Genomic DNA, 19128 nt, shown 5'->3' with positions numbered 1-19128 from the left:
AGCCCCGGAATTTCTTCCGGGGCCTTGAATGTTGAACCGAGCTGCATGTTAGTGGCTGGCGGGTGTCACCATGGCACTGATGGTGTCCTGGACGTTCAGGACGCCGACTGGTTGTCCATCACCATTGACGACACAGGCTTCGCCCTCGCCGGTCTCTGCGAAGGTTTTCGCGGCTTCTTCGAGCATAATGCCGCTTTCGATGGTCAGTCCGCCTTCAACGGTCTTGGATTTATCCATGACCGTATCGACCAGGATCACGCGGCCGCGATTCACCTCTTTCACGAAGTCGGCGATATAAGCATCTGCGGGATTGAGAACGATGTCTTGGCCCGAGCCCTGTTGAATGACAGCGCCATCTCGAAGAATTGCAATCTTGTCGCCAAGCCGCAGTGCTTCGTCGAGATCGTGCGTGATGAAGACGATGGTCTTGTGCAACTCTTCCTGCAGATCCAGGAGAACCGTTTGCATGTCCATGCGGATCAATGGATCGAGCGCCGAAAACGCTTCGTCCATCAGCAGGATATCGGCGTCGTTGGTCAACGCACGCGCCAGGCCGACGCGCTGCTGCATACCACCGGAAAGCTGGTTCGGATAATGATCCTCAAACCCTTCCAGACCGACACGCGCAATCCAGCGGGCCGCCCGCTCTTCCGCCTCTTTCATCGGCACGCCCTGGATTTCAAGTCCATAGACGGTGTTTTTCATGACCGTTCGATGCGGCAACAGAGCGAACTTCTGGAACACCATGGCAGTCTTGTGGCGGCGGAATTCGCGAAGCTCATCCTGGGACATCTTGCAGACGTCCTCGTTGCCATAAAGAACCTCACCGTCGGTCGGATCGATCAGCCGGTTGATGTGCCGGATCAAGGTGGATTTACCCGACCCGGACAGTCCCATCACCACCTCGATTTTGCCACCAGGCATCGAAATGTTGATGTTGTTCAAACCGAGCACGTGATTGAACTTTTCGTTCAATTCCGTCTTGGACATGCCCTCCTTGACCTTCTGGACCATCTCTTTGCCGTTTGGTCCGAAGATCTTGTAGAGATTCTTGATCTCAATGCCGGTTGCCTCAGCCATGGACGACCTCCGAGTGTTTTTGAAGGCGCTTGCCATATGCCTGGGTCGCACGGTCAAAGATAATTGCGATTGAAACGATTGAGAGACCGCTCAGCATTCCAGCCGTCAGGTATTGGTTGTTAATCGCGTTGAGGACCTCTTGTCCAAGTCCCTTCACGCCGATCATCGATGCAACGACGACCATGGACAGGGACATCATGATGCACTGGTTGATGCCTGCCATTATGGTTGGCAGGGCCAGCGGCAATTGGACATTCATGAGTTTCTGTCGCGCATTGGACCCGAAGGCGTCTGCGGCTTCAAGCACGTCTTGATCGACAAGCCGGATCCCCAGATTGGTCAGTCGGATCATTGGCGGGATTGCATAGATCACGACCGCGATCAGACCCGGGACCTTACCAATTCCGAAGATCATGACGACCGGGATCAGATACACAAAACTCGGCATGGTCTGCATCAAATCCAGCACCGGGTTGACCATCCGTTGGACACGGTCAGAGCGCGCCATGAGGATACCGATGGGAATGCCCAGAACAATTGCCAGCATGGTGCAAACCGTCACCATGGCGACTGTACGCATCGTGTCTTCCCAGAGCCCGAAAACCCCGATCAGAACAAGCGCAACAACCGTGCCGATCACAATGGACACTTTCCGGCTCAACAGGAAAATGATCACAGCAAATGCTGCAAGCACAATTGGCCAGGGAGAGTTTATCAGCAGCTGTTCAAGAAAAATCAGGAAGTCCTGTAACGGATCGAACATCCTGTCGATGATGTCACCATACGCCCTGGTGAACTCTTTGAATGATCCATCAATGGTTTTCTTGATTGCTAGCAAGGTGCCCCGGCTAAGCGAGGGAAATTCGATCCAGTCCATCTGTGTCGTCCCGATGGTTTTGCCCCAAATGAAAAGCCCGCACATTAGCGCGGGCTCCAGTCTCGTCTCGGCAGCTTAGAGCGATGCCTTGATTTTTTCGGCAGCTTCCGGGCTGACCCACTTGGTCCATACATCCTCGAAATTTTCCAGGAAGTAGTATGCGCCGTCTTCATTGGCAGCCTGGTTGTCGCTCATCCAAGCCAACACCTTACCGGCTGTCCGGTTGTCCCATGTACGGCCCTTGATGTAGTCCATTGCCGGACCAGCCTTGTTGGCAAAATCGTCCGTCACAACGGTGAAGACTTCGGACTTGACCCAGGAATTCGGCTTCGGATCAGGACAATCTTCAACCACGGTGCACTTGTCCCACTCGGCTTTGTCATGCGGCACTTCAAAGTCAAGCAATGTCATGTCGTATTTGCCGAGAATGGACGTCGGCGCCCAGTAATAACCAAGCCAACCTTCTTTACGCTCGTTGGCGCGGGCAATTGAACCGTCGAGGCCTGCAGCAGAACCTGGATCAACCATTTCAAACCCGGCTTCATCGAAGCCGAACGCACGGAACAGGTTGCCTGTGGTTATACGGCAGTTCCAGCCAGTGGGGCATGTGAAGAAGCCACCCTTGCTGTCGTCTTCTGCTCCCTTGAAGAGATCAGGACGGGCAAGAGCATCCTTGACGGTTTTAATGCCGTGTTCTTCGGCAATAAACGTCGGCACCCAAAAGCCTTCAACACCACCTTCGTTGAGAATCTCACCGCCGATGATCAAAGAGCCTTCGGAAACAGCCTGGTCGAGCGGTTCGCGCACGGCGTTGATCCAAAGCTCGGGAGCCATGTCCGGCTCACCTTTTTCGTTCATGGAAGTGAATGTCGGCATCGTGTCTCCAGCAACGAGTTCGACATTACAGCCGTAACCGTTCTCGAGGATGATTTTGTCGATCTGGGAGATTGCGCCTGCGGACGCCCAGTTCATTTCGGCAACGGTGATCGTCCCGCAGTCTTCGGCCATGGCTGACGACGCCATCCCGACAAGCGCGGTCGCGGCGACCGTGGCAAACAACTTCTTCATAGGAACACTCCTGTACAGTCTTTTTGCTGATTGTGTTTATGGGCGCAGCTCGCAAATTCTATCCGCGAAGTATTCACGTGCCAGCGCATCCAATTGGAAAGTATATCAAGCAAGAAACGAAGTTCCGACTTGAAGGCATGAATATTGATTATTTTTAATTTAGCCTTCATCTAACGCTTATACGCTACTCTTGCTCTGCAGCCTCTCTGATGAGCCAAACGCTAACGTATGGGATCATCGCCGGTATTTAAACCGGCCCGAAGCTCAACACGCAATACCATTGCACTAAGAAGCCGTTAGCACAACAGTATACTCCCAAATCACACCCCAATCATATTGTTAATTTCAATAGCGCGCCCCCAAGCGACATTTTTATGCCTACAATCGTCATAAAATTTAGTTTTCTTTCAAAAAAGTGATTCTTGCTGACCGAACGGAAGCCCTAAAAATGCACCCAGAGATTGAAAAAACGGGCACAGCAATCAAATTTCAAGGCGCTTTGGAAATCGCAGCGAGCACCAATTCCGTCAGAGAGGCGACAACAGAAGCAGTCGGATGAACAAGAACCAGCTTGCGCACTGCAGTAGTTGTCATTGACAGTTCCTGCAGATTGGATCGTTGAGCATTCAGACCACGCCAATCCGGCACAATTGCTTGACCGGCTCCGCGTGCAACCATCTGCGCAATCGTCTCCAATCCATCCAGTTCGCAAAGGATATGTCCGCTGCGAATTATCCGCTCACAGGCGTTCCAGATCACACGACCACCCCAGGCTTCCCTGTCATAGACGATCCAGGGCAAAACAGCGTCACCGACGTCCTTCTTGACGACACCTGCAGGAAGAATGTGAACCGCCTTTTCTTCGCAGAACAATCTGCTGTGCAGGCTTTTAGGCAATGAAAAAGGCGGTTCAGATATCAAGACCGCATCCAGGTGACCAGACACAAGATCCTGGTAGAGGACGCGAGAGGTACCAGGCCGAATAGTGAGCGTTGCCTTGGGCGCATTTTCCTTGAAGGTGTCGATAATTGTTGGACCATAATCAACAAGAACGGTCGAGACCGCACCGAGACGATAAGGTCCACCCAGGCCTTGTGCATCTGTCGCAGAGCTCAGACGCTGCGCAGCCTTCACCAACTCTCGCGCCGCGGGCAAAACGCGAAGGCACTCCGGTGTCGGCTGTGCCGCATGAGAGGTCCGGACGAGCAGCCGAGAGCCAAGTTCTGTTTCCAAGACACGTATTCTTTGGCTGACAGCTGCGGCAGTGAGGTTTTGTGCCCTGGCAGCACCGGCGATCGAGCCACTTTCAACGACGGCAATCAAGCTTTCCAGAAATCTCGTATCCAAAACATTTTCCTACGTAAATCGAAGAAAAAAGATAGTAATTGTTTTGCATGGGTTCTGCTACTACAGGCACGCTCAATTTATGGAGAAACTCATGCAACCCTGCTTCCACCTCGCCTACCACGTAACCGACCTGGATGAAGCACGTACGTTTTACGGTCGCTTGCTCGGCTGCCAGGAAGGACGAAGCACTGAAACCTGGGTGGACTTCAATTTCTTCGGACACCAACTCTCTCTGCATCTTGGCAAGCCATTCGAAACAACAAACACCGGAAAGGTCGGTGACCACATGGTTCCGATGCCCCATCTGGGCGTTGTGCTGGCCATGGAAGAGTGGAAGGCTCTTGCGCAACGGCTCGAAGCCGCTAACCTCGACTTCGTTATTGCGCCGACCATTCGGTTCGCGGGCCAGCCCGGGGAACAAAGCACGATGTTTTTCTTGGATCCGTCCGGGAACCCGATAGAAGTGAAAGGCTTCGCTGACGCTGCAGGGGTCTTCGACAGATGAAACCGATTGTGCCGTTCGTTTCCGAAGCAAGTGAGGACGAGCGAAAGGCCTGGCGCACCGCGTTGCCAATTGCCTTGGCGGATATTGCCGAAGTCAAAGCCTTCGACACGTTGAGTGAACAGGAACGCTCGCAGGCAACCGTTGCAATTGTTGCCAACCCGGATCCTGCCAAAGTTGCGGCAATGCCAAACTTGGTCTGGGTGCAAAGTCTTTGGGCCGGTGTTGAGCGCTTGACCGCAGAATTGCCCCAGGATGGCCCGTTGATAGTGCGCCTGACCGATCCCCAGATGGCGGAGACCATGTCGGAGGCGGTGCTTGCCTGGTCTCTTTACCTCCATCGGGATATGCCAAGGTACATGGCGCAGCAGCATCAGCGCGTCTGGCAGGGACATGAGCTACTCCTTCCCGCACACCGTACCATTGCAATTCTTGGTCTTGGGAAGCTTGGCATCGCATCAGCCAAAAGGCTGATATCAAACGGCTTCAATGTCATTGGCTGGAGCCGGAGCGAAAAGTCGCTCGACGACATCAGAACCTATTCCGGCCAAGACGGTTTGAAGGCTGTCTTGAAACAAGCCGACATTCTTGTGCTTTTGATGCCGTTGACCGATGAAACACGTGGGCTGCTTGACTCAACCGCCTTTGAAAGCTGCAAACCTGGCGCTGCCATCATCAATTTTGCGCGCGGCCCGATCATTGAAACGCCGGCTCTGATCGCAGCACTGGACGGCGGAAAACTGAGCCATGCTGTTCTTGACGTCTTCGACAATGAGCCCTTGCCTCCCGAAAGCCCACTTTGGAGCAACGGCAGTGTGACCATCCTGCCGCATATATCCGCACCAACAATTACATCGACTGCGTCCCAGATCGTCGCAGACAACATCAACCATTATTTCCGGACTGGTTGCCTGCCTGAAAGCGTCGATCGCAAAAAAGGATATTGAAACAAGACGATGCAAACGTCGCAATAGTGTCAAGGGTTGCGACTTATCTGACAGGGAAAAGCCATATTGAACATAGGTGCCACCATGCCAGACCTTCCTATTTTGGGCGCAGCCCTGAACGTGACTTCGCTGAAAACGCATCGGAGCCTGATGCTTGAGAAGCAACGGGACCTCGAACTTCAGGACTTCTGGCCGGCCGAAACGTTGAATGGTGACTGGCAGCCGCTGGTCGACGAGGCCAAGACACTTCTTGACGGACACACCGGCCGCGTTGGCATTCATGGCCCATTCTGGGGCTTTACCATCGACCCGGTTGATGTCGACATTCGTGAGATCGTCAAAAAGCGCCTGCTGCAAGGGCTTGAAGTATGTGATGCCCTGGGCGGAACTCATATGGTGGTTCATAGTCCCTATTCCACTTGGGACCACAACAATCTCGACAATTACGACGGCGCGAGAGATCGCAAGATCGAACTGTGTCATTTGACGATGAAGGACGCGGTCAAACGCGCAGAGGATATCGGCTGCGAACTGGTCATCGAAAACATCGAGGACAAGGATCCCTATGCCCGTATTGAACTTGCGGAAAGCTTCGGTTCAAAAGCGGTCAGGATATCCATCGACACCGGGCACGCGCACTACGCCCACGGCTCTACCGGAGCACCACCGGTCGACTATTTCGTCAAGGCAGCAGGAAGCAAACTCCGTCATATGCATTTACAGGATGCAGATGGCTACGCCGATCGGCACTGGGCTCTTGGTGAAGGCAATATCAACTGGCAGTCAGTCTTCAATGCGATCGGTAAACTCGACAGCGATCCTCGCCTGATTGTTGAGATCAAGGATCACGCAAAGCTCCCGGCTTCGATCGCGAACATGGAAGCACTCGGTCTGGCCCAATAGGATCAGCCAACAAATTTGTGATCAGACTTTAGCGGACAGAAACCCGTCACCGACCTATCTACGGTGCGGAGCCGACCGGCAGCAACCGGCCGGCTTTTGTGATCAACAGACCAGCACTGCCCGGACCATATGCTTGAACTACCACTCGCTTATCTCGCAGGCCTTTTAACACTCATAAATCCCTGCGTCCTGCCGGTCCTGCCCATCGTTCTGGCATCCGCATTGAACGCTGACCGGCGCGCTCCTATCGCGCTTGCGGCAGGCATGAGCGTTTCCTTCGTCACCGTTGGCATGCTGATTGCCACGCTTGGCTACGCCATCGGCCTGACGGAAGAATTGATGTCAAAAGTCGGCGCAACGTTGATGATCGTCTTCGGTCTTGTTCTGCTGGTGCCTGCGTTCAGCCAACGCTTTGAGCTTGCAGCAGCAGGCTTTTCCGGTTCCGCCGGCCAGAAAATGCAATCTACCGACACAAGCGGCCTGCGCGGTCAGTTTCTTGGCGGCATCCTTCTGGGTGCCGTCTGGTCGCCCTGCATCGGCCCGACACTGGGTGGCGCAATTGCTCTTGCTTCACAGGGAGAAAGTCTCACCTGGGCTGCACTCATTATGTGCTTCTTCGCTCTCGGTGTGTCGACACTGATCGTCGGGTTGGGACTGGGTGCCGGTGAAACTCTGCGCAATCGAACCGACAAGTTGCGCGGCCTGGCCGAAAGATCCAAACCCATCATGGGCCTCGTATTCCTGACAGTCGGCGTGCTGTTGATCTTCAACGTCCATCACATGGTCGATGCCTGGGCGATGAGCGTCATGCCGATCTGGCTTCAGGACCTGTCTGTTCGTTTCTGACCCTTTACTGGAAAGGATACCCGATGAACCGCCGTCACTTTCTCCTCTCAACCGCTGCAGCCGGACTAGCGGCAACAGTTCTGCCCGGCACCGCATTTGCCAGCGAAACCCTTGACTATGCTCCCGGCCTTATCGAAAAAGAGCTTTCTGCAGGCAAGACGGTGTTCGTTGACTACGCAGCGTCATGGTGCGGAACCTGTGCCCGGCAGGAGCGTGTGATCAACGCACTTCGCGGTGCCAACCCGGCATACGATCAGGCGATGGTTTTTGTTCGTGTCGACTGGGATGACTACCGGCAGCACGAAGTCACGACTTCGCGGAAAATCCCGCGCAGATCCACTTTGCTTGTGTTGAAAGGCAATCAGGAGCTCGGACGTGTTGTCGCCGGCACGAGCGAAGCTCAAATCAAGTCGCTGATGGACACAGGCCTCCAGGCAGGAAGCTGATATCTGAACTTGCCACGAACCGTTTCGCAATCGCTGTGATGCGGTTCCGCGGAGTTCGTTTCAATCTTGAAACGATGGTTTCAGATTGTTCTATGGATGCGCAATGATGTGCATGGCACTTTCCCGTCGAAACGACAGGAAAAAGCCATGCATATTTTTTCAAAAGAGATCTCGCCACTCGGGATGGGATGTTGGCCAATCGGCGGCCCAATGTTCAAGGACGGGCGTCCGCTCGGATATTCAAACAGCGACGACTCTGAATCCATTCGCACCATTCACGCCGCTCTGGACGGTGGTATTACCCTGTTCGACACGGCCGCAGCTTACGGCGCTGGACATGCGGAGAGGCTTCTCGGCCAAGCTCTTGTCAATCGTCCCGACGCCATAATCGTCAGCAAATTGGGCCTGGCAATCGACGAGACCACAAAGGAAATTCTTGGCGAAGAGGCAAGTCCGGACAGCGTGCTTCCAGCGATTGAAAACAGCCTCGGAAGACTCCAGCGCGACTGCCTCGACATCGTCCTTCTCCATCTGAATTCACTGCCGGTCGATCGCGCGATGCCCATTTTCGAAGAGATGGAAAAAGCGCGCAAAGCAGGAAAGATCCGAGGCTATGGCTGGAGCACTGACTTCACAGGCAATGTCGAAGCCTTGTCGAGGAGAGACGGCGTCGTGGCCATAGAACACGGCACGAACGTCTTTTGCGATACACCCAAAATCCGCAAAGCGATCGCGCACCAAGGCCTTGTTGCCTTCATTCGCTCTCCCTTGGCGATGGGTCTGCTGGGCGGAAACTATCGGAAAGGCTCTGTCATGCCTAAAGATGACATCCGATCAACGGAACAGATGTGGCTGACCTACTACAAGGACGGCAAGCCCAACGCCGAGTTTCTGGAAAAACTGGATACAGTTCGCGACCTGCTCCAGTCAAATGGCAGATCCTTGCCACAGGGCGCACTTGGTTGGCTCTGGGCAAAATCGGATCGCAATTTTCCCTTGCCTGGTGCCCGAACGGTCGCCCAGATCCAGGAACTTGCAGGGGCCCTGGAATTCGGGGCACTCCCGCAAGCCATTGTTTCAGAAATCGACACCCTCATCGGACCAAAGCACGAGGACTATGTCGAAAAGGAACTCTGAATGGGCGTAGCTCAGACGTCATGAGAGTTCGATAAATTCCAACAGCCTATAAAAAACACGGCGGCCACACTGGCCGCCGTGTCCTGTTTCAATCAACCAAATGAGCTGCGCTGAAAAACCTTCAGACCGTATGGTCAGCCCATTGCCCAAGGACCGTGGTAGCCGCCACCATCCCTGTCTGTACGTTCAAAGCCGTGTGCGCCGAAAAAGTCGCGTTGACCTTGCAACATGTTCGCAGTCGACCTGCCGGTGCGCATGATGTCGAAATAGGAAAGTGCCGCTGAAAGGGCCGGAACGGGCAGACCGTGAAGTGCTGCCTGTGCCACGACCTGACGCAGCATTGCCTCTGTTTCCTTGAGCTTGTCTGAGAAGAACGGAGCCAGCATCAGATTGCGTTCTGAATCATCAGCAAGTGCTGCAGACATGTCGTTCAACATGGCAGAACGGATGATACAGCCATTGCGCCAGATACGCGCAATTTGCGGCAACGGCATCGCCCAGCCATATTGCCGTGCAGCTTCCAGGATCAGCCCGAACCCTTGCGCATAACAAACGATCTTGCCGGCAACCAGTGCTGCTTCCAAAGCATCGATGGTCACAGCTTCTCGGTCCATTTCACTGGGTGCGGCACCGAATTCGGCTTCCCCGGCCTTACGCTCGTCCAATCGTGCCGACATATTTCGCGTCGCGACGGCAGCCTCAATGGCGCTGGCCGGTGTTCCCAGCATCAAGGCCTCGATTGCGGTCCAGCGCCCGGTACCCTTCTGCCCGGCCTTGTCCAAAATGATGTCGAGCATCGGTCGGCCGGTTTCAGGATCAGCGGTCCCGGCGACCTTCCCTGATATTTCGATCAGGTAGGATTGAAGGATGCCCCCATTCCACTTTTCAAAAACGCGCGCGATTTCAGACGAGTTCATTCCAAAGCCGTCGCGCATAACGCCATAGACTTCAGCGATCATCTGCATGTCGGCATATTCAATACCGTTATGCACGGTTTTCACGAGATGGCCCGCGCCCGCTTCTCCGAGATAGGCCGCACAAGGTTCGTCCTCGTGTTTTGCTGAGATGGCTTCAAGAATGTGGCCAACCTGGTCCCATGCATCCTTCGCACCACCGCCCATGATAGACGGACCGAAACGCGCGCCTTCTTCACCGCCAGACACACCAATACCCATGAAGCGGTGTCCCTTTTCCGCCGCCTCTGACGCCCGGCGGTTGGTATCATGATAGTTAGCATTGCCAGCGTCGATAATCAGGTCTTCGCTATCAAGCAAAGGGCGCAGCGCTTCAATCTGTGCATCGACAGCCTCGCCGGCTGGCACCATCAAAATGACAGCTCTCGGCGATTTGATGGAGGCAACGAATTCCTCAAGCGTTTTCGTCGGCACAAGCTTGTCAGCAAGAGCACCGGCTTTTTCTATGAACTGATCTGTCTTTTCGGTGGTGCGGTTATAGACCGCGATCTGAAATCCGTTCTCGGCAATATTGAGCGCGAGGTTGCCGCCCATTGTGCCAAGACCAATCAGCCCGATTTCCGCGACAGCACTTTCAGAGCTCATGAACAACGCCTTTCTCAAATCGATTTAGAACCGTGTGCAGCGGTGATAGCGGACCGGTGCGCATCCGGCAATCCTTGCATACAAGCGAACACAATTTGAGGAACGCCCTTCAGGCCGAGAACTCCGGCAAACACCAGATCTCGCGCAAGAATCTGAAAGGTCGCATCTATTTGCCTGTCGGTCGAAAAAATCTGTCACACAAGACTGATACCCGATTGCCTGACCGCAACAACCAACGCGGCTCAGCCAAAGGGATCTGTCAAATGAAAAAGCTTCTGATTGCAGCCAGCCTCTTCGCTGCGGCGTCCGTTTCCGCCTACGCTGAGGATGTAACAGGCAAACTCGTCCTCTATACGTCACAACCGAATGCCGACGCACAGGCAACCGTCGACGCGTTCTCTGCAATGCATCCGGGTGTCGAAGTCGAATGGGTTCGCGATGGCACCACCAAAATGATGGCCAAGTTGCGCGCCGAATTCGAGGCGGGAGCACCGAAACCGGACGTCCTGCTGATCGCTGATATGGTCACCATGGAAGGCCTGAAACAAGAAGGCCGCCTGATGGTGCACGAGGGCGCAGACGTTGCTGCGTATGACCCGGCGATCATGGACAAAGACAAAACCTACTTCTCCACCAAGCTGATCACCACGGGCATCGTCTACAACACAAACGCGCCGATGAAGCCGACGTCCTACAAGGATCTCCTGAAAGAGCAGGCCAAGGACAAATTGGCGATGCCGTCACCGCTGACATCCGGTGCCGCTACGATCCATATGACTGCGCTGACATCCAATCCAGATCTGGGCTGGGCTTTCTACGAAGGCCTTGCAGATCAAGGTGCCAATCCGAAGGGCGGCAACGGCGGAACTTACAAGGCGATCGCCGGCGGTGAGAAACTGTACGGTTTTGTAGTCGACTTCCTGCCAATCCGCGAAAAACTAAAGGGTGCCCCGGTTGAATTTGTGTTCCCGGAAGAAGGTGTCTCTGCAGTGACGGAGCCGGTCGCAATTCTCACCACTGCGCAAAACCCCGACGCCGCTAAGGCCTTTGTAGATTTCCTTATCTCTGAGGAAGGTCAAAAACTGGCTGCCTCGCAAGGGTATCTGCCCGCACATCCGGCAGTGACAGCACCAGACGGCTTTCCAGCACGCGATACGATCAAACTGATGGACTTTGACCCGGTCACGGCCCTTGAACAAGATCAGGCCAACAAGTTGAAGTTCAGCGAAATCTTCGGCGGCTGAAAAGACATCCCTTCACCAAAGACAGCGCAGTGCGGACTTTCTCGCCCTGCGTTGTCTTTTTGCCTTTGCGTCCATATGCGCTGCATTCCTAGGCAACAAAAACAGAGTAATTTGAAGACGCATGCTTTCAAAGCTTGCCCCTGAGAAAACAACACTATTGCTGCTTGTGGTCGGTGCGACGACAGTATGCGGCCTGCCACTACTGTTGTTGTTCAAAACCGGACTGGCAAGTGAAGGCAGCCTGGATCTTGGACCGCTTCTGGAGGCGATTCAGAACCGCTCGGTCCAGCGGGCGCTTTGGCATTCCATTGAGAGCAGCCTTTGGTCAGCACTTGGCGCATCTATCCTCGGAACTTGCCTCGCTCTGCTCATCGGCCTGACCGACATTCGCGCGAAAGGCCTGCTTGTCTTCCTCATCCTCTTGCCGATGATGATCCCACCGCACGTCACAGCCATAGCCTGGATACAGGCGCTCGGCCCCGCCAGCCCTGTTTTACAATGGTTGGGCCTCGCACCCGAACTGGGGTCGACACATCCGCTCTATTCACGCGAAGGCCTGGTGCTTTTGCTGACGCTGCAGCACAGTCCACTCGTTTTTCTGCTTGTCCGCGCTGCCTTGCGATCCTTTCCGCGCGAGCTTTCCGATGCCGCCCGAATCTCCGGTGCTAGCGCTGCCTTGATGCTGCGCCGGATAACGCTCCCGCTCCTTGGCCCATCGCTCTTGGCCGGATTTGCGCTGGCCTTTGTTGCTGCGCTTGGCAACTTCGGCATCAATGCGCTGATCGGTATTCCGGCACGTTACACAACCTTGCCGGTGCTCGTGTGGCGGCGCCTGGCCAGCTTCGGACCGGACATTCTGCCCAATGTCGCCGTGATTTCCGTCATCCTGGCATTTGTCGCGCTTGCCGCCATTTTTCTACAAAGCCTGTTGCAGCGCCGCATGCGCGCAAGCCTCATCGGGCTGCCGCAGAACCCTCTGGCGATTTCACTCGGCGCCAAGCGGTTCCTTGTCGAAGGCATCGTCTGGGTCTTTGTCGCCGGCGTCCTCTTGCTTCCAGCAGCTTCCCTGCTTGCGACGTCTTTGGTGAAGACCTACGGCCTGCCGCTGTCGCTCGGAACCCTGACATGGGACAACTTCACCGAAGTTCTCTGGCGCCAGACGGTCACGATCCGGGCATTTGCCAATTCGACATTGATTGCCGGGCTAAGCGCATTTGTCATCGCCGCTGTGAGTTTGCTGCTCGGCTATTATCTTGCTCACAGAAGTTCAGGAAACAGGCGCTTGGCCGGACTGGCGTTGACCCAGTCGGAAATCGCTTTTGCGGTTCCGGGCCTTGTCATGTCGATCGCATTCATTCTGGCCTTTATCCGACCGATCCCTTTTCTTGGTATCTCGCTCTATGGCACGATCTGGATCATCCTGATTGCATATGTCTCCGTGTTTCTTGCGGTTGGATTGAAGCCTGTCATGGCCGCATTTTTGCAAATGGACGCTTCTCTGGACGATGCGGCACGGGTATCGGGAGCCGGGTTTTTCAGGCGCATGCGCAAGATATTTGCTCCTCTAGCCGCACCATCCGCAGCTTCCGGTGCAATCCTTGTCTTTCTCACGGCTTACAATGAAGTCACGGTATCAGCGCTGCTCTGGTCAACGGGAAACGAGACCATCGGAACGACTATCTTCAACTATGAAGACGGCGGTTACACCACACTGGCAGCCGCCATGTCAGCCGTTGTGGTAGGTGCAACCATCTTCATCATGCTGGCCATGAACGTTTTGGCCAATCGCGTTCCAAACGGCACCATTCCCTGGAAGGATTGAGAAGCCAGATCATAGGCTTCTCCTTCCGTTTCTAATTCAGGATTTTCATTTCGACACGCCGGTTTAGACTGCGGCCGGTTTCGGTAGCATTGTCCGCAACCGGCTGGATCTCACCAAGACCAACATGCGTCAGATTGCCGATGTCGACACCTTGACCAGAGAGCCAGCGAACAACTGCCGCAGCACGCTTTGCCGAAAGTGATTGATTGTAGGCATCACTTCCCTTGGCATCGGTATGCCCTTCGAAGACAACTCTCTTTCCAGGATTGTCTTTTAGCCAAGCTTGAACCTGATTGAGCGTAGTCGCGGACTCTGGTTTGATAACGTCGGAATCGAAATCAAAGTAGATACCGTATAGCCGTGTCACGCCATAAGCATCGAGGGATTGCGCAACCTTCGACTTGGTGGAGGTTTGCACTATTGCTGCGCATTGCGGCGCTCCTGCCTGGTCGACTGAACGCTTGCCTATCCATGTCCCATGAAGCTCAGCATTTTTGTACCAAAGTCCGCTAAACTGATCTCCGCTGGCCGAAAGAGCGAGAACCGCACTGCCTGAATCCTCGCCATCCTCTCGCCATTCGATATTCATGACACCACCAACGGATGTTCCGACGAACTTACCATTGTCATGATCGTAGCAGCCGCTCAGTTCACCATCGCTAAATTTCAGGTAGAACGGGCCCCAATTTGTTGTGTAGACGCCAGAAAAATTGGAGGTCTGTTGGCGATTTCCCTGCGGTTGACCAAATGCTGCAAATTCCATCAACTCTGTATATTCAGCGTGTCCCCCATTTGTTGAAAGCAAGAGCTTTACAAACCGTGCAGTCTCCTTTTTCTCCAGACCCACCGTAGTGATCCCGGTCGGAGCAATATTTCCCTGATAGATTTCTCGGTAAGGCCCGTCCGCCCTGTCATCCGAGACAAAGACTTTTACACCTTGCGCAGAAATACCAGGGTGTGTCGGTTCATCAGTATGAGTGTTGTCAAATGATAGCGCTTCGAGGACGTAGTCCTCTGCCAACTCAAAAACAAATTCATTAGGGGCACTCTGATGTTGTGCACTCGACCAGCCGATCGTCGGATCGCCGTCGATCAAGGCGAGGGCGATCCAGGAACCGCTGTTGCGTCCACCAAACTCCGAAGTATAGGATTTCAAGACCGCGCCATTTTCCAAAGCGACCACACTAATTTGCTGTGCCTGAGCTCCAACACTCAGGAGAGAGAAGCTTGTCAAAGCGATTGCAATTTTAGCAATGTACGGATTCAACGATCTTGTATTTCCTGACTTCATTTCCTGATTTTCTCACTTATCAATCAATTTGCTTTTGCTAATTTCCTGAAGAATTTCGTTAGATCAACACTCACAACGTCGATGTAACAAACGTCACAAACGACCCCTTCAGAACGAAAGATCTTTGAAAACAAAGTTGCGAAAGATGTCCTCAAGGTCCAAGCACAAGTTTGCGAGCTGCCTATTGAGGCAACACCCAGCCTCGAAGAACGTCGAGACGAAGCCTGTCTCCCGGAGCAGCCTGTCGATGAAGCGACATCATCAAGTGCTGGTCCAAACCGGGCATCGAAACAAAGACGTCCCAGATACCCCCGCGATAGACCGTCCGAACCACACGGGCTTCAAAACCAGATGAGCTGCTTGTCAGAACAATATGCTCTGGTCGAAGCAGCAACGTGCCTTGTCCGGGGACGGCATTATGCGGACACTCAACTGCCAATTCAATGCCACCAAAACCGATCTCTGCCCGGTTCTCCCAAACACGGTTGATGCTCACGGGCAAGAGCGTGCTTCGACCAATAAAGCCCGCGACCTCTTTCGACATCGGCCTTCGATACAAGGTGTCAGGATCGTCCACCTGAAGAATTTTGCCGTCCCACATCACAGCCACTTTGTCGGCCAGCGCCATTGCTTCGCGCTGATCATGGGTAATGAAAAGTGTCGTTCCACCGCTGGCCCTGTGGAAGCTTGAAAGCTCTTCTTCCATGACGCCTCTGAGGTGCGGATCCAGATTGGCGAGCGGTTCGTCCATGAGTACCGTGCCTGCCCCTTGCGCAAGGCAACGCGCAAGCGCAACCCTTTGGCGCTGTCCGCCCGACAATTCAGCCGGTTTCCTTTGCCCAAACTCGGAAAGAGCGACCGTCTCCAGACAGTCATCAACACGGGCAGAAACAACCGACCGCCCCTTGCCCGCAGCTTCCAGAGGAAAGGCAACATTTCCCGCGACGCTCAAATGTGGCCAAAGTGCATAAGACTGGAAGACCACCCCGACCTGGCGCTGCTCCGGAGGGACATGGAACTTCTCGCCCGCCACCTTTCGACCGTCAAGCAAGACCTCACCGGCATCGATGGGCTCAAGGCCTGCGATTGTGCGCAACAAGGTGGACTTGCCACATCCGGAAGGACCAAGAACAACAAAGAAAGTACCGTCTTCGATCGACAGCGAAACGTCATTCAGAACTTTGTGGTCACCGAAGGATTTGGACACGGCATCAAGACGGATGGACATGCCCTCCGGTATCGCTGTCTTGTGACAGGATCATTACATCACGCGGAGTGACACCTGTTACCTGGCCCGGAGACGTAGCATCAGGTCGACTTCTTCTTCCAGGGCCCGTCCATAGGCCCGCGCTGCAGGTGCATTGCTCGTCATGAGCGTTTCATGTCGGAATAGGCAATAAGCGGCAAAGCACCAATGGTAGCCGACACGCTCCTCCAAGAACCGCTGAACAGTCTGCTGAACCGGATAGGCCTGCAGGAACATGTCTTCCGCATGTGCGACCAGTGGGTGAAGTCCGTAAAGAGTTGCGAGACCTGGTGAGACAAATCCCACAATGTCTTCAACCGGATCACCCAGACCCGCGAACTGCCAGTCGATCAGTCTCGCCCCCTCACCCGTTGCCAGAATGGTGCCAAGACAAAAACTGCGATGAACCAGCGACCTTTCGACAGGCTTTTGTTCAACCGCATTGTCCTGAGGGCGCAGCCTTTTAAGATTGGCGGCTTTGCGGCTCTGAGGGATCGCCGCCAACATGGCATCACCGCGGCTCAGCACCTCGTGATATCCCGCTGGGACCGTTTGGTGGCCCTGACCCGGTTCTTTGAGAGCGGCAAAGCGCCCGATGAGGGCAGCGGCTTCAGAAACATCAATCTCGTTGTGTTCGGGCGACGGATATCCATAGACCAGCACCGGGGTTCCAGCCGGGCTGACCGCAAAGGCTTCCAACTCTGGTGATAATTGGTGTCGGGAAAGAACGGCAAGAGCATCAGCCTCCTGCCTTGGCAATGTTGGAAAGAGCGGATTGTCTTCAGCTTCGGGGAAGAATTCCTTGATCACATAGCTGCGGCCCGGCACATCAAGACGCCAGAAGCGGCAGGTATAGGCAACCGGTAAAGGACGCAAACGTGCGTTGTCCCAGTCTGCCTCAGGCAACTGCGTTTCCAGGAACCCCAGCAGGGAACTATCGGAGAGCTGCTCCTTCACCGAAACCTCATTGAAAAATAACGCCCCGTTCTGATCGCTTTGATCGCCCCGATCCGTCAAGCCAAAGTTTTTCTGCTGAGGAGGCCTGTCGCTTTCACTCTCTCCGATGTCGGAGTTTGAGCACTCTCCGTCGCACTGAGACTGCCCGTAAAAAGCGGCTCCTCAACTAAGCTTGCAGATCGTGGCGACAGGCCTGTCGCCCGGTTGCCCGGTTGCCCGGGCCATTCCGCCAACGCCGGCAAGTCTCAAGACAACGGATAGCGACGCAATGACGAGCGAAATCGAAGCCGTTTCCCAGACCGAGGCACCGCCTGCCCGCCGTGGACGGCGGCGCAGAAGTGGTGACAAGAGCGGTCCGGACCTGTTTCCGCAAAAGCCGTTCAAACAACCCCGTCATCGCTTCAAACCTCTCGAAGTGGTCTCGGAGGACGAATTGGAGGCCATTCACGATGCTTCCATGCGCGTGCTGGAGGAAATCGGCATTGATTTCCTCCACGAAGACGCAAAGGCATGGCTGAAAGCTGCTGGTGCCGACATAAAACCCGGCGAAGACCGTGTGCGAATGGATCGCGCCATGGTCGAAGAGCTTGTCGCCAAGGCACCAAGCCAGTTTACCGTTCGCGCCAGGAACAGGGCACATGATCTTCAGATCGGCGGCGATGCGATTGCCTTTTCCTGTGTTGCAAGCGCGCCCAATGCAGTGGACAAGGACAGGGGTCGACGTGCTGGAAACCAGCAGGACTACCGCAACTTCCTGAAACTTTCCCAGCATTTCAACATCATTCATTGCATGATGGGATACCCGGTTGAACCCGTTGATATCCACGCGTCCGTTCGCCATCTCGATTGCGTTGCAGACATGCTGCGCCTCACCGATAAGGTGTTTCACATCTATTCGCTGGGGCGGGAACGCAATCTCGATGGTCTGGAGCTGACACGTATCGGCTATGGCCTGACGCCTGAAGAATTTGTGCAAACACCAAGCGTTCTGACCGTCATCAACACCTCGTCACCGTTGCGTCTTGATACACCCATGCTGACGGGCCTGATCGAGATGGCCAAAGCCGGCCAGGTTTCCATTGTTACGCCGTTCACCCTTGCGGGTGCCATGGCACCTGTGACAATCGCAGGCGCACTTACGCTGCAAAACGCCGAAGCCCTTGCTGGCATCGCCTTCGCCCAGCTCGTACGTCCGGGAGCCCCGGTGGTCTATGGCGGATTTACTTCCAATGTTGACATGAAGTCCGGTGCGCCGGCTTTCGGCACTCCGGAATACATGAAAGCCGCGATTGCCGGAGGGCAACTCGCCAGACGTCATAACCTGCCCTATCGCACCTCGGGGGTCTGCGCGGCCAACACGGTAGACTATCAGGCTGCGCTCGAAACCACCTTGTCGGAATGGGGAGCAATAAACGGCGGGGGCAATCTGATCAAACATGCCGCCGGCTGGCTCGAGGGCGGTCTCAGTGCAGGGTTTGAGAAATTCATCACGGACATCGATCTGCTGCAGAAAATCCAGGAGTACCTGACACCTCTGGATGTTTCGGAAGATGCCCTTGCACTCGAGGCAATCCGTGATGTTGGCCCGGCAGGACATTTCTTTGGAACCGAACACACACAGGCCCGTTACAAGGACGCCTTTTACGCCCCGATTGTCTCCGATTGGCGCAACTACGAAACATGGGCCGAAGCAGGCAGCCCAACCGCCTTCGACAAGGCGAACACACTCTACAAAAAAGCGCTCGAAGCCTACGAGGCACCGCCTATCGATCCGGCCATTGATGAAGAAATCACTGCCTTTGTCGAAAGGCGGAAAGCCGAAGGCGGCGCACCTACCGATTTTTAGTACCCATGTC

The 19128-nt window shown here is 54.7% G+C and carries 17 protein-coding genes; 9 read left to right on the top strand and 8 right to left on the bottom strand.

The features are described from left to right. Positions 1–48: 48 nt before the first annotated feature. The 4 genes from FIV00_RS06675 to FIV00_RS06660 all read right to left on the bottom strand — a co-directional run bounded on the left by FIV00_RS06675 (position 49) and on the right by FIV00_RS06660 (position 4372). Positions 49–1080, bottom strand: coding sequence for a glycine betaine/L-proline ABC transporter ATP-binding protein (locus FIV00_RS06675; protein WP_152500010.1), 1032 nt, complete (start codon positions 1078–1080; stop codon positions 49–51). Further along, the gene (locus tag FIV00_RS06670; protein WP_152500009.1) at positions 1073–1957 is read right to left on the bottom strand and encodes a proline/glycine betaine ABC transporter permease; all 885 of its coding nucleotides are present in this window, start codon (positions 1955–1957) and stop codon (positions 1073–1075) included. The genes FIV00_RS06675 and FIV00_RS06670 overlap by 8 nt, the downstream gene beginning before the upstream one ends. A 75-nt stretch (positions 1958–2032) precedes the next feature. After that, positions 2033–3025, bottom strand: coding sequence for an ABC transporter substrate-binding protein (locus FIV00_RS06665; RefSeq protein WP_152500008.1), 993 nt, complete (start codon positions 3023–3025; stop codon positions 2033–2035). Positions 3026–3514: 489 nt separating this feature from the next. Beyond that, complete coding sequence (locus FIV00_RS06660) at positions 3515–4372, bottom strand: LysR family transcriptional regulator (RefSeq protein WP_152500007.1); 858 nt, start codon at positions 4370–4372, stop codon at positions 3515–3517. Positions 4373–4463: 91 nt separating this feature from the next. Here FIV00_RS06660 and FIV00_RS06655 point away from each other — a divergent pair, with 91 nt between their 5' ends. From FIV00_RS06655 to FIV00_RS06630, 6 genes are all read left to right on the top strand, one after another. Continuing rightward, complete coding sequence (locus tag FIV00_RS06655; protein WP_152500006.1) at positions 4464–4877, top strand: VOC family protein; 414 nt, start codon at positions 4464–4466, stop codon at positions 4875–4877. Next, entirely contained in the window at positions 4874–5821 is a 948-nt protein-coding gene (locus FIV00_RS06650) for a glyoxylate/hydroxypyruvate reductase A (RefSeq protein WP_152500005.1), read from the top strand. The genes FIV00_RS06655 and FIV00_RS06650 overlap by 4 nt, the downstream gene beginning before the upstream one ends. 84 nt (positions 5822–5905) lie before the next feature. Continuing rightward, the gene (locus FIV00_RS06645; protein ID WP_152500004.1) at positions 5906–6724 is read left to right on the top strand and encodes a sugar phosphate isomerase/epimerase; all 819 of its coding nucleotides are present in this window, start codon (positions 5906–5908) and stop codon (positions 6722–6724) included. A 129-nt stretch (positions 6725–6853) separates the two neighbouring features. Then, on the top strand, positions 6854–7570 hold the full coding sequence (locus tag FIV00_RS06640; RefSeq protein WP_152500003.1) for a cytochrome c biogenesis CcdA family protein: 717 nt from the start codon (positions 6854–6856) through the stop codon (positions 7568–7570). A gap of 23 nt (positions 7571–7593) precedes the next feature. Then, positions 7594–8016 (top strand): thioredoxin family protein, encoded by a 423-nt coding sequence (locus tag FIV00_RS06635; protein WP_152500002.1) that lies wholly within the window; start codon positions 7594–7596, stop codon positions 8014–8016. A 147-nt stretch (positions 8017–8163) separates the two neighbouring features. Next, positions 8164–9153, top strand: a complete 990-nt coding sequence (locus FIV00_RS06630; RefSeq protein WP_152500001.1) for an aldo/keto reductase — start codon at positions 8164–8166, stop codon at positions 9151–9153. A 134-nt stretch (positions 9154–9287) separates the two neighbouring features. On the opposite strand, the gene gndA is transcribed toward FIV00_RS06630, so the two are convergent. Next, positions 9288–10712 (bottom strand): NADP-dependent phosphogluconate dehydrogenase, encoded by a 1425-nt coding sequence (gene gndA / locus FIV00_RS06625; protein WP_152500000.1) that lies wholly within the window; start codon positions 10710–10712, stop codon positions 9288–9290. Between the two features lie 263 nt (positions 10713–10975). Here gndA and FIV00_RS06620 point away from each other — a divergent pair, with 263 nt between their 5' ends. Then, positions 10976–11956 (top strand): ABC transporter substrate-binding protein, encoded by a 981-nt coding sequence (locus FIV00_RS06620; RefSeq protein WP_152499999.1) that lies wholly within the window; start codon positions 10976–10978, stop codon positions 11954–11956. Positions 11957–12077: 121 nt separating this feature from the next. Then, positions 12078–13778, top strand: a complete 1701-nt coding sequence (locus FIV00_RS06615) for an iron ABC transporter permease (protein ID WP_152499998.1) — start codon at positions 12078–12080, stop codon at positions 13776–13778. A gap of 31 nt (positions 13779–13809) precedes the next feature. Here FIV00_RS06615 and FIV00_RS06610 read toward each other — a convergent pair whose 3' ends face one another. From FIV00_RS06610 to FIV00_RS06600, 3 genes are all read right to left on the bottom strand, one after another. Beyond that, complete coding sequence (locus FIV00_RS06610; RefSeq protein WP_152499997.1) at positions 13810–15069, bottom strand: OmpA family protein; 1260 nt, start codon at positions 15067–15069, stop codon at positions 13810–13812. A 181-nt stretch (positions 15070–15250) separates the two neighbouring features. After that, a complete protein-coding gene (locus FIV00_RS06605) occupies positions 15251–16297 on the bottom strand; it encodes an ABC transporter ATP-binding protein (protein ID WP_152499996.1) in 1047 nt (348 codons plus the stop codon). A gap of 57 nt (positions 16298–16354) precedes the next feature. Beyond that, a complete protein-coding gene (locus tag FIV00_RS06600) occupies positions 16355–17272 on the bottom strand; it encodes a phosphotransferase (protein ID WP_152499995.1) in 918 nt (305 codons plus the stop codon). Between the two features lie 268 nt (positions 17273–17540). Here FIV00_RS06600 and FIV00_RS06595 point away from each other — a divergent pair, with 268 nt between their 5' ends. Then, positions 17541–19118 carry a trimethylamine methyltransferase family protein gene (locus FIV00_RS06595; protein WP_152499994.1) on the top strand — a complete coding sequence of 526 codons (1578 nt, stop codon included), beginning with the start codon at positions 17541–17543 and terminating at the stop codon, positions 19116–19118. Positions 19119–19128 lie beyond the last annotated feature (10 nt).

The organism is Labrenzia sp. THAF82 (assembly GCF_009363435.1).
Lineage (GTDB): Bacteria > Pseudomonadota > Alphaproteobacteria > Rhizobiales > Stappiaceae > Roseibium > Roseibium porphyridii.
This window is presented reverse-complemented; position numbering and strand designations above follow the sequence as displayed.